Here is an 11,448-nt window from a genome sequence, read left to right on the forward strand (position 1 = left end):
GAAGCGGGCATACACAGAGGACTCATCGCTATGAACCGTGAGAGGTATCGCGGCGACCTGCCCCTATCGGGGGTGGGCGCCTATGTCATCGCTTAAGACGACGCATCGCTGGGCGGTTGCTCAGCAAAACCCCGAGCTCGAAAAGGAGCTTTCGGCTGGCCTGGGCATACCCGGGCTGGTGGCGCGCATTATGGTTGCGCACGACATTACATCCATCGAGGAAGGCCAGCTGTTTTTGACGCCTTCACTCGATCGCGACTGGGCCGACCCGCTCGTTATTCCGGGCATGGCGGTCGTTGCCGACCGCGTTGAGCGCGCTATTCGCAGCCATGAGCGCATCGCCGTCTTTGGCGATTTTGACGTTGACGGTATTACGTCGACCTGCCTGTTGACCGAGGCGCTGCGCACGTTTGGCGCCGATGTCACACCGTTTATTCCTCATCGCTTTGACGAGGGCTACGGCCTGTCGCGTGCGGCGCTCGACCGCGTTAACGAGCTCGCCCAACCTAACCTGATCGTGACCGTCGATAACGGTATTGCCGCCAAGGAAGAGGTCTCCTATCTGGAGAGCCTGGGGATCGATTTGGTGGTCACGGACCATCACGAGCCCTCCGATCAGGTGCCGCAGGGCGTGCCTCTGACCGACCCAAAGCTCGAGGACGAGGGTCCCTCGCGTGAACTTGCCGGTGCCGGTGTGGCACTCAAGCTGGTGCAGGTTTTGGGCGAGCGTCTGGGCAAGCCGTCGTATTGGCGTTCGCTAATCGAGGTCGCGGCGCTGGGCACCGTGTCCGACATGATGCCGCTCACGCCCGAGAACCGCGCGCTGGTTGCCGAGGGCATCCAGCAGATGCGCGTGACGGCCCGTTCCGGCTATATCGCGCTGGCCGCGCTCGCCAAGGCCGACCTCTCTAGCATTACGGCCGATGGCCTGTCGTTTTCGCTCATTCCCCGTTTGAACGCCGCCGGCCGCATGGCCGATCCAAAATTGGCACTTGACCTGCTGCTTGCCCGCGATCCTATCGAGGCAAGCGCGCTGGCGGCTGAGCTCGAGGAAATCAACCGCCAGCGCCGCGAGATCGAGGCGGAACTCACGCGCGATGCCATGGCAAAGGTCGAGGAGACCTATGATGGTGGACGCGCGATCGTCGTGGGCGGCGAGGGCTGGCACGAGGGCGTCAAGGGTATCGTGGCGAGCCGCCTGACCAACCGCTATCACGTGCCGGCGCTGCTGTTCTCGATCGAGGGCGGTATCGCTCGCGGTTCGGGTCGCTCGGTGGGCAAAGTCAACCTGTTCGACGCCGTAGAACGCTGCTCCGATCTGCTGATTCGTCGCGGCGGGCATGCGGGTGCGGTGGGCGTGACCATCGAGGCGTCTAAGCTCGACGAGTTCCGTCGTCGCCTTTCCGCCGTGCTGTCCGAGCTTTCCGCCGAGGACTTTGAGGATACCGACGAGGTTGCTGCCACCGTCGACCTCTCCGAGCTGAATATTGAGACCATCGAGCAGATCTCCCGTCTTGAGCCGTTTGGCCAGGGCAACAAGGTGCCGCTGTTGGCGGCCGAGGGCGTGACAATGTGCGATCGCGCCGTGGTGGGCAAAACCGGCGAGCACATGCGCTTCGTGGCAACCGACGGCGCCGCGAGTGTGCCGGCCATTGTGTTTCGTGTACCGCAGATCGATAAGCTTATCAATTGCGATAGCGCCGTCGATTTGGTGTTCGAGGCCGTGGCCGAGCATTGGCAAGGTCGCGTAAAGCCAAAGCTCATGATCAAGGACGTCTTGGTCCGCGATACCACGGCGCCCAGCGTTGACGACCCGGCATGTGAGCTTCGCCGCGGCGTGGAGCCTGCGGACGCCGGTCTTCGTCTGGAGTCCCGCAAGCGCCAAACGCTCGCCCAGCTTTCCTATACCGAGCTCACACGCTCGCTCATACACAGCTTTATCGGATCGAATCAGCCGCACCGCGCGCAGGTCGAGGCACTCGACGCCCTGGCCGATCACCAAAGCGTTCTGGCCGTTATGGGAACGGGGCGCGGCAAGTCTCTTATCTTCCATGTGCATGCCGCGCGCGAGGCAGTCCTTCGCGGGCGTGCGAGCATCTTTGTCTATCCGCTGCGCGCGCTCGTTGCCGACCAGGCCTATCACCTCTCGTCGACGATGGCCGCGCTCGGCATTGGCGTAGGCGTGCTGACCGGCGAGACCGTGGAGGCGGCGCGCGATGACGTGTTTGCCGGCTTGGCTTCGGGCCGCACCGGCATCGTCCTCACGACGCCCGAGTTTCTGTCCATTCACCGCGACCGCTTTGCGCGTTCGGGGCGCATCGGTTTTGTCGTTATCGATGAGGCGCATCATGCCGGTCTTGCCAAGGGCGGCGACCGCAGCGCCTATCTCGACATGCCCGATATCCTCAAGGCCCTGGGCGATCCGGTCGTTCTGGCGGCGACGGCCACCGCGACGGCTCCGGTTGTGGCCGAACTCGCCCGCGTGCTGCCGATTATCCGCACGGTGGTCGACGAGACGGTGCGCGAGAACTTGCAGCTCGAGGACGACCGAGACCTTGCGAGCCGCGAGAACCGCCTGGTGTCCATCGTCGCGACGGGGGAGAAGACCGTCATTTACGTCAACTCGTGTGATCAGTCCGTAGCGCTTGCCAAGACGCTGCGCAAGCGGGTACCCGATTGCGCGGCCCGCATCGCGTTCTATAACGCGGGGCTTGCACGCTCCGATCGTCGCCGTGTCGAGGAAGCGTTTCGTGACGGAAGCCTCAGTTGCATCGTTTCGACCTCTGCCTTTGGTGAGGGCGTGAACCTGCCCGATATCCGCCATGTCGTGCTCTACCACATGCCGTTTGGCGCCATCGAGTTCAACCAGATGAGCGGACGCGCCGGTCGCGACGGCCAACCTGCCGTGATTCACCTGCTCTATTCGTCGCGTGACGCTCGCATTAACGAGCGCCTGCTCGACTGCTACGCGCCCGAGCGCGACGAGCTCGTCACGCTCTATCGCGCGCTGCAGACTATGTGGCGCTCCAACCGCGGCAAGACCGGGGACGATTCCTTTAGCGCGAGCGATATCGACATCGCGCAGATGTGCCTTGCCATCGATGCCCGCACGCCGGTCGACGAACGCTCGGTGGAAAGCGGCCTGGGCATCTTCGAAGAGCTTGGTTTCTGTCGCGTTTCGGGGTTTGACGACACCCGTCGCATCGCGATGGCCGAAAACCCCGGCCGCGTGCAATTGAGCAGGTCAATCCGCTATTTGGAGGGTCTGCGCTCGCGCATGGAGTTCTCGGCTTTCCGGAGCTGGGCGCTCGATTCGTGCGCTTCTGATATGCTAGCCAAAGTTAACCGCCCGATCGTACCACGGGCCTAGGGGAAAGGGACCTCTATGGATGCCGCAGCCCGTACCGCCCATGATTCCACCCTCCAGCCGTTTTCGGAGATGGAGCACTATAAGCATGCCGATGAGCTGCCGCCCGAGATTATGGCGGACAGCTACGACAAGCTGGAGCGCCTGTGCCTCAAATATATGAATGAGGACGACTTTTCTAAGGTTGAGCAGGCCTACTGCTTTGCCGCCGAGAAGCACTGCAACCAAAAGCGCCGCTCGGGCGAGATGTACATTAACCATCCCGTCGAGGTTGCCATCATTTTGGCCGATCTCAAGATGGACTGCGATGTGGTGTGCGCCGCGCTGCTGCACGATACCGTCGAGGATACCGAGACTTCTCTTGCCGATGTTTCCGGCCTGTTTGGCGATACGGTGGCCGAGCTCGTCGATGGCGTGACCAAGCTCACCAACATCGAAGTCGACAGCATGGACGAGAAGCAGGCGCTCACGCTGCGCAAGATGTTCCTCGCCATGTCCAAGGACATTCGCGTCATCATCGTTAAACTTGCCGACCGTCTGCACAACATGCGAACGCTGGCAGCCCTGCGCGAGGATCGTCGCCTGTTTAAGGCTCGCGAGACCATGGACGTGTACGCGCCCTTGGCCGACCGCCTGGGCATGAGCTCTATTAAGTGGGAGCTCGAGGACCTGTCCTTCTTCTACCTGGAGCCCGATGCCTACCAGCGCATCGCGCGCATGGTGGCTGAGTCGCGCGAGGTCCGCGAGCGCTACCTTGCCGAGACCATCAAGACGCTTACCGATGAGCTCAACCGCATTGGTCTGGAGGACTTCCAGATCAACGGCCGTTCCAAGCACTATTGGTCCATCTACCAAAAGATGAAGCGCAAGGGCAAGGAGTTCTCCGAGATCTACGACCTGGTGGCGCTGCGCGTAATTACCCATTCGGTGCGCGATTGCTACTCCACGCTCGGTGCGGTGCATACGCTGTGGCACCCCATGCCTGGTCGCTTTAAAGACTATATCGCCATGCCCAAGGTCAATAACTACCAGTCGCTCCACACGACGGTCATCGGCCCTACGGCTCGTCCGCTCGAGATTCAGATTCGAACCTACGAGATGCATGAGCAGGCCGAGTACGGCATTGCCGCCCACTGGCTATATAAGAAGTCGGGCGGATCGTCTGCTTCCAAGACCAATGACGCTCAACGTTTGGACGACCAGATCAACTGGCTCAAGCATTCGCTCGATTGGGCGGCTTCCGACGAGATTACCGATGCCAAGGAATACCTGCACTCGCTGAAGGTCGATCTGTTCGATCAGGAGATCTTTGTCTTCACGCCCAAAGGCGAGGTCATGGCGCTTCGTGCTGGCTCCACGCCGCTCGACTTTGCCTATGCCGTTCATACCGAGGTGGGAAACCATTGCGTCGGCGCCAAAATCAACGGTGCGGTGGCTCCGCTCACGCACGAGATCAAGACGGGCGACCGCGTTGAAATCCTGACTAACAAGAGTTCCAAGCCGTCGCGCGATTGGCTCAAGATCGTTAAGACACCTTCCGCCAAGTCAAAGATCCGCCGCTATTTTGCCGCTGCGACCAAGGACGACGACGCTGCCGCCGGTCGCGATATGCTGGCCAAGGACCTGCGTAAGCGTGGCTATGGCATTTCTACGCCGCGTTCGACGCGTGCACTCAACGCCGTGGCGGAGCAGTTTAACTTCAAGCAGCTCGAGGACCTGTTTGCCGCCGTCGGCGCCGGCAAGGTTGCCCCGCGCGCTGTGGGCAATAAGGTCGAGCAAATCTTGGACCCCAAGCCCGAGGAACAGCTCACCAAGGCCGAGGCTATCGCCGAGGTCGTGAAGCAGCCCGCTCGCGGCTCCAACCGCAAGCCGCAAAAGCGCGGCAAGAGCGCCAGTAACGGCATTATCGTCAAGGGCGAGAGCAACAGCGGCCTGCTGGTCCGTCTGGCTCATTGCTGCAACCCTGTGACGGGTGACGACATCGTCGGCTTCATCACGCGCGGTCGTGGCGTTTCGGTGCATCGCGCCAACTGCCCCAACGTCAAGGGTCTTATGGAACATCCCGAGCGCATGATCGATGTGGAGTGGGACGGCGCTGCCGACACCCTCTTCCAGGTCGAGATCGTGGTCGAGTGCCTGGACCGCATGGGCCTGCTCAAGGATGTCACCATTGCCATTGGCGATGCGGGCGGCAATATCCTTTCTGCCGCCACATCGACCAACCGCGAGGGTATTGCAACCCTGCGCTTCATGGTCGAGATCTCGGACGCGAGCGGCCTGGATCCGCTGCTGGCATCCATCAGCGGCGTCGACTCGGTCTATGACGCACGCCGTTTGATGCCCGGCGAGGGTGGAGCCCAGCTTAAGCGCCGCGTTTAGTCGCGACGAACGTGCCACATTATCGATATTCGCTACACTCGAGGCATCGTTTGATGCCTCGAGTTCTATAGAGAGGAGAGGGGTATGAGTGCTGTGTCCTTGGATTTAACTCCCAAGGGATCGGTCGAGATCGAGACGCTCGTAAACGGTCCCATTCAGACCAATAGCTATGCTGTTATTTCGGACAATGAGTGCGTGATTATCGACCCCGCATGGGAAGGCGAACGCCTGGTGGAGCATATTCGAGCCGAGCATCCCGGCGTACGCGTGTTTGGCGCCGTATGCACTCATGGCCATGCCGATCATGTTGGTGGTGTTGCCGGCGTGCGAACCACCGTTGGCGAGGGCTGCCGGTATGAGCTGTGCGCTAAGGATGTGGCGGTGCCGCATGCGAACATCGAGGAACAGCGAGCTATGTGGGGCATTGAGACGCCTGACCCCGGGGAGCCGACACGCCTGCTCGCCGAGGGCGATGCTATCGAGGTGGGCGATATCTACCTGCAGGTGATCGAGACGCCAGGGCATACGCCGGGCGGGATCGTCTTGTTTGCTGCCACCGAGCAGGGGAACATTGCCTTTGTGGGCGACACCCTGTTTCCGGGTGGGCACGGCCGCACCGATCTTTCTGGAGGAGACGAGGCGGCGATTCTGCGCTCGCTCTCCAAGCTCGCCCGGCTTCTCCCGCCCGATACCGTTTGCCTAACCGGCCATGGCGATTCGACCACCATGGCACGCGAGCTCATGCAGAACCCTTTCATGCGGATGTAGCTTAATAGTCGGCTTTTGAAGCACGAGAAGCGTCCAAACGTCAAGCTATTTTTCCCCAACGGGTCGATTCCGTAGGGCAAACGGTCAAAAAAGTCTGTTTGGACGATATTCGTGAACAAACGAACGTTTATGCTCGGGTGCGCCGTGGTAAAATCTCAGGCGTTATCGGAGCAACCTTACAGGAGGTTTCTTTTATGCTCGTCAACGCAGCAGACATGCTCAAGAAGGCCGAGGCCGGCAAGTATGGTCTTGGTGCCTTCAACACCAACAACCTCGAGTGGACCCTGGCTATTCTCCAGGCCGCCGAGGAGGCCAAGTCTCCGCTGATCCTTCAGTGCACCGCTGGTGCCGCTAAGTGGATGGGCGGTTTCAAGGTCTGCGCCGACATGGTCAAGGCTGCCGTCGAGGCCACGGGCGTTACCGTTCCCGTCGCCCTTCACCTCGATCACGGTTCTTACGAGGACTGCTTTAAGTGCATCGAGGCCGGCTTCACGTCCATCATGTATGACGGCTCTCACGAGGAGACCTTCCAGCTTAACCTCGACCGCACCAAGGAGCTCGTTGAGCTTGCCCACTCCAAGGGCATGTCCATCGAGGCCGAGGTCGGCGGCATCGGCGGCACCGAGGACGGCGTGACCTCCAGCGGCGAGCTCGCTGATCCTGCTGAGTGCAAGCAGATCGCTGACCTGGGCGTCGACTTCCTCGCCTGCGGCATCGGCAACATCCACGGCGTGTACCCCGCCGACTGGGCTGGCCTTTCCTTCGAGCGCCTGGGCGAGATCAAGGCCCAGACCGGCGACCTGCCCCTCGTCCTGCACGGTGGCACCGGCATCCCCGAGGATCAGATCAAGAAGGCCATCTCCCTGGGCATCTCCAAGATCAACGTCAACACCGACCTGCAGCTCGTCTTCGCCAAGGGCGTCCGCGAGTACATCGAGGCTGGCAAGGATCAGCAGGGCAAGGGCTTTGACCCCCGCAAGCTCCTCAAGCCTGGTCGCGACAACATCGTTGCCCGCACCAAGGAGCTCATGGAGGAGTTTGGCTCCGTCAACAAGGCGTAAGCGTCGCTAAACTTCCCGCCGGAAGCCCCGTCCCCCTACACTGTTTTCTTTGCGCTCACCTGGCTTTGCCAGAAGTCGCGCCAAGAAAACAGCTCCGGGGGACGGGGCTTCCTTCGTTTAACGCCGCAGGGTTACGAGGCTGAATTATTTATTTGACTACCGTTCAGCGGTGTTGATGGCTCCCTTGTTGGGGCTTTCTTTTTATCTCGCTACAATGGGCTTCAAGCGTTCTAGTGACTTGGAGTTTTGGTATGGCTGTTATTAATGTACTGCCTTCGGATGGGAAGGTTATTGACGAGGGTCCTGTTGGTTGCTCTGTTGATGTTTGCCGTGATGATTTTCGCCATCTCGATATTGGGCTACCGCCTGAGATTCTTCGTCTTAAGGATGCCGGGTATTTGATGCAGGCTGTTGCTGCCTGCGATCGCCTTTTGGAGCAGAACCCTGAGCCTTCGCTGGCTGCTTGTGTTCGTGCCGAGCGGTATCGCATGCTCGAGACGCCGCTTCATTTTTCGGTGTCGCGCGATCAGGCTATTGCGATGATTCGCGAGGAGTGGCCAGAGTTTACCGAAGAGCAGTTTGATGACCTGATTAATCGTAAGCGTATTGACTGGCGCTTTATCGATGGCGAACTGTTCGTTCTCGACAACTTCCTCGATTCGCTTCGCGTATATCCTAAAGAGGTTCCCGGCATGCGGCCCGATTCTACGGACGGAATAGCACTGCGCAACGAGATGCTCAAGGAGATGGAGTCACAAAACGGATTGGCTCGCGTCATTACGCTTAAAGCGTCCGTGTCTGTCCCCGGTGCTCTAGATGGAGAGACTGTTCGCGCGTGGCTACCCGTTGCCGCCGCCTGTCGTCAACAGTCTCATATCGAGGTTCTCGATATGACGCCGGAGGGTGCTGTTGCCCCCGCGAATGCTTCGGCGCGTACCGCCTCGTGGTCTTCTTCGAGTGAGCGCTCATTCTCGGTGACCTATCGCTATCAAATTGATGCCGCTTATCGTGATGTCTATGGGGGTGCGCTTCCGGTGCATCCTTGCATGGACGCGCCGCTGCCCGTGGACACCTCCGAGGACCGTCCGCACATTGCATTCACGCCGTATCTACAGCAGCTGACAGCCCGTGTCATTGACGGGCTCGAGGATCCGCTCGATCGCGCCCGTGCTATCTATGATTACCTGACGCAGTACATCGACTATCGCTATCAGCCGCCGTACTTGCTTTTGGGGTCTATTGCCGATGACTGCGCGCATTCGCTCCGCGGCGATTGCGGCGTTATGGCGCTCACGTTTATCACCATGTGCCGTATCGCGGGCGTGCCTGCCCGTTGGCAGAGCGGCCTGTATGTTGCGCCCGATTCGGTGGGGTCGCACGACTGGGCAGAGTTCTATACGCCGCAGACCGGTTGGCTCAACGCCGACGTGTCATTTGGATCTTCTGCTCGCAGGATGGGGGAGGAGTGGCGCCGCCGTCACTACTTTGGCAATCTCGACCCGTGGCGTATGGTGGCCAACAATCGATTCCAGGCAGAGTTTGAGCCCTCTTTCGACGGCATGCGCGAGGACCCTTACGATAACCAGATGGGTGAGGCTTCGGTCGACGGTCGCGGATGCCGTCGGCGCGAGATGCTCCGCACGGTCGAACTCATCGAAATGCTCGAAGTTCCATTTTCGGACTAATCGGTAGAAAGCTGTGATAAACTAACTCACGCATTGCGTGCCCGAGTGGCGGAATTGGCAGACGCAGTGGACTCAAAATCCACCGTTGGCAACAACGTGCGAGTTCGAGTCTCGCCTCGGGCACCATACATGCAAGTGAGCGTTCAAGGGGGTTGCGGCCCCCTTTTTCGTGCCGAACTCGCGTGAGCGCGCGAAGCGTTAAGCAAACAGGCCTGTGGCCTGTTTGTAGCGGAGCGTGGCGAGGGCGCCACGCGCCCGAAGCCCGGGGCTTCGCGAAACGAAGGCCCTTCGAGTCTCGTCTCGAGCACCATACATGCAAGCGAGTGTTCAAGGGGGTCAAGGTCCCTTTTTCGTGTACGTAATGTGATAACGCGCTGTACGTGTTATTATTCGCAAGGCGTTGTTCCCGCAATGCCCTAAAGAGGAACCTGAGGGTTCCCACCTTTTGGCGCCAATGAGCAGCTGACTGGTCATACAACTTAGATTCCCTTCCTCAAATCGAGGAAGTCTATGTGTACGACCTGGTTGCTGAGAAGCGCCGGGTTATTTTTTATGAATGGAGGTAGGGAAAATAGCTAAGTCTGATGACACCCGCATCAACGACGAGATCACTGCATCTTCGTGTCGTTTGATTGGCGTCGATGGCTCTCAGCTCGGCCTGTTCGCCATCCGCGATGCCCAGCGCGTCGCCGACGATCAGGGTCTCGACCTGGTCGAGATCGCTCCCAACGCGGAGCCGCCGGTCTGCAAGGTCATGGACTACGGTAAGTTCAAGTACCAGCAGGCCATGAAGGCCAAGGCTGCTCGTAAGAACCAGTCCAAGGTCGAGGTCAAGGAAATGAAGTTCCGACCCAAGATCGACGTTGGCGACTACGAGACCAAGAAGGGCCACGTTCTGCGTTTCCTCAAGAAGGGCGCACGCGTTAAGATCACCATCATGTTCCGCGGCCGTGAGATGGCTCACCCGGAGCAGGGCCTTAACGTTCTCGAGCGTCTCGCCGAGGATCTCAAGCCTTACGCTACGGTCGAGTCCAAGCCTAAGATGGAAGGCCGTAACATGCTTATGCTGCTCGCCCCGATTAAGGGCGCCTTCGATGAGGATAAAGCGGCAAGCGATAGCAAGTAACTAGTGTTCTGTAACCGATTAAGGAGTATTTCATGCCTAAGATGAAGTCCCACAGCGGCACCAAGAAGCGTTTCCGCAAGACTGGTACCGGCAAGCTTATGCGCGCCAAGGCTTTCAAGAGCCACATCCTGAGCAAGAAGTCCACCAAGCGTAAGCGTGGCTTCCGTCAGGAGACCGAGATCGCCGCTGCCGACCGCAAGGTCATCAAGTCGCGTCTCGCCTAAGTTCGCGTTCCCGTTTTTCGTTTTACCGTCTAGGAGTTGATAGAACATGGCACGTATTAAGCGCGCTGTTGCCGCCAAGAAGAAGCGCCGTACCGTTATGCACCGTGCGAAGGGTTACTACGGTGCCGCTTCGCGTACTTACAAGCATGCTAAAGAGCAGGTCCAGCACTCCCTGCAGTATCAGTATCGTGATCGCCGCAACAAGAAGCGCGAGATCCGTTCTCTCTGGATTACCCGTATCAACGCTGCTGCTCGCCTGAACGACATCTCTTACTCTCAGTTCATGCATGGCCTGAAGGTTGCCGGCATCGAGCTCGACCGCAAGGTCCTGGCTCAGATGGCTTACGAGGACATCGAGTCCTTCAACGAGCTGGCTACCATCGCCAAGAAGGCTCTCGAGGCCTAATAGATTCTCTTGAATCGCTAGGGGAGTGTCGCGTTGTGCGCGGCGCTCCCTCTTTTTATCTGAAGCGCGGTTTACATTGCTAAAAGCGCGGGTAGATAGACACTTACAGGTGACCGATCTCTATATATTCCTAAACCAAAGGGTCATCATCTGATACGTGCGGAAGATCCGCATCAGTCTTTCTATTAGCTATAGAAAGCGATATGTTGTGTAGGACTTGTGAAGAGTGGAATTGACGACCCACAGGGCTTCGCGGTCTGGCAATATATCTCCTTGCCGCGCGGCCCGGTCGGACCGGATCGGCCGCAGAGCGTGCACCTTGAGAACCGGATACTGCGAGGATGGACACTTACGAGTGTCGCATCCGGGCAGACATCGAACCATTTGAAATGGTCTAACTTGGATTTGTTTTTCGCAAGGCCGCCGAGAGGC

Annotated in this window: 8 protein-coding genes and 1 tRNA gene; all 9 read left to right on the plus strand. The window is 59.3% G+C overall.

Going from position 1 to position 11,448, the window contains the following annotated elements; translation table 11 throughout:
* The first annotated feature begins 82 nt into the window (after window positions 1–82).
* The 9 genes from recJ (at window position 83) to rplT (ending at window position 11,016) form a co-directional block, all read left to right on the plus strand.
* A complete protein-coding gene (gene recJ / locus GT495_RS01320) occupies window positions 83–3,370 on the plus strand; it encodes a single-stranded-DNA-specific exonuclease RecJ (RefSeq protein WP_161162665.1) in 3,288 nt (1,095 codons plus the stop codon).
* Between the two features lie 15 nt (window positions 3,371–3,385).
* A complete protein-coding gene (locus GT495_RS01325; protein WP_161161822.1) occupies window positions 3,386–5,746 on the plus strand; it encodes a bifunctional (p)ppGpp synthetase/guanosine-3',5'-bis(diphosphate) 3'-pyrophosphohydrolase in 2,361 nt (786 codons plus the stop codon).
* An 84-nt stretch (window positions 5,747–5,830) separates the two neighbouring features.
* On the plus strand, window positions 5,831–6,514 hold the full coding sequence (locus GT495_RS01330; protein ID WP_161161821.1) for an MBL fold metallo-hydrolase: 684 nt from the start codon (window positions 5,831–5,833) through the stop codon (window positions 6,512–6,514).
* A gap of 194 nt (window positions 6,515–6,708) precedes the next feature.
* A complete protein-coding gene (fba, locus tag GT495_RS01335) occupies window positions 6,709–7,575 on the plus strand; it encodes a class II fructose-1,6-bisphosphate aldolase (RefSeq protein ID WP_035137086.1) in 867 nt (288 codons plus the stop codon).
* A 251-nt stretch (window positions 7,576–7,826) separates the two neighbouring features.
* Complete coding sequence (locus GT495_RS01340) at window positions 7,827–9,260, plus strand: transglutaminase-like domain-containing protein (protein ID WP_161161820.1); 1,434 nt, start codon at window positions 7,827–7,829, stop codon at window positions 9,258–9,260.
* Between the two features lie 39 nt (window positions 9,261–9,299).
* Window positions 9,300–9,386: transfer RNA gene (locus GT495_RS01345), tRNA-Leu, on the plus strand.
* Window positions 9,387–9,816: 430 nt separating this feature from the next.
* Window positions 9,817–10,386, plus strand: a complete 570-nt coding sequence (infC, locus tag GT495_RS01350; RefSeq protein ID WP_089573296.1) for a translation initiation factor IF-3 — start codon at window positions 9,817–9,819, stop codon at window positions 10,384–10,386.
* A gap of 32 nt (window positions 10,387–10,418) precedes the next feature.
* On the plus strand, window positions 10,419–10,610 hold the full coding sequence (rpmI, locus tag GT495_RS01355; RefSeq protein WP_006234422.1) for a 50S ribosomal protein L35: 192 nt from the start codon (window positions 10,419–10,421) through the stop codon (window positions 10,608–10,610).
* Window positions 10,611–10,656: 46 nt separating this feature from the next.
* Window positions 10,657–11,016 carry a 50S ribosomal protein L20 gene (rplT, locus tag GT495_RS01360; protein ID WP_006234421.1) on the plus strand — a complete coding sequence of 120 codons (360 nt, stop codon included), beginning with the start codon at window positions 10,657–10,659 and terminating at the stop codon, window positions 11,014–11,016.
* Window positions 11,017–11,448: the final 432 nt, after the last annotated feature.

The organism is Collinsella sp. BIOML-A6, from assembly GCF_009875845.1.
GTDB classification, from domain to species: domain Bacteria; phylum Actinomycetota; class Coriobacteriia; order Coriobacteriales; family Coriobacteriaceae; genus Collinsella; species Collinsella aerofaciens_H.

Excerpts from the sequence above, each read along its gene's own strand:
- recJ (WP_161162665.1), top strand. The coding sequence starts at position 83 with ATGTCATCGCTTAAGACGACGCATCGCTGGGCGGTTGCTCAGCAAAAC.
- GT495_RS01325 (WP_161161822.1), top strand. The coding sequence starts at position 3,386 with ATGGATGCCGCAGCCCGTACCGCCCATGATTCCACCCTCCAGCCGTTT.
- GT495_RS01330 (WP_161161821.1), top strand. The coding sequence starts at position 5,831 with ATGAGTGCTGTGTCCTTGGATTTAACTCCCAAGGGATCGGTCGAGATC.
- fba (WP_035137086.1), top strand. The coding sequence starts at position 6,709 with ATGCTCGTCAACGCAGCAGACATGCTCAAGAAGGCCGAGGCCGGCAAG.
- GT495_RS01340 (WP_161161820.1), top strand. The coding sequence starts at position 7,827 with ATGGCTGTTATTAATGTACTGCCTTCGGATGGGAAGGTTATTGACGAG.
- infC (WP_089573296.1), top strand. The coding sequence starts at position 9,817 with ATGGAGGTAGGGAAAATAGCTAAGTCTGATGACACCCGCATCAACGAC.
- rpmI (WP_006234422.1), top strand. The coding sequence starts at position 10,419 with ATGCCTAAGATGAAGTCCCACAGCGGCACCAAGAAGCGTTTCCGCAAG.
- rplT (WP_006234421.1), top strand. The coding sequence starts at position 10,657 with ATGGCACGTATTAAGCGCGCTGTTGCCGCCAAGAAGAAGCGCCGTACC.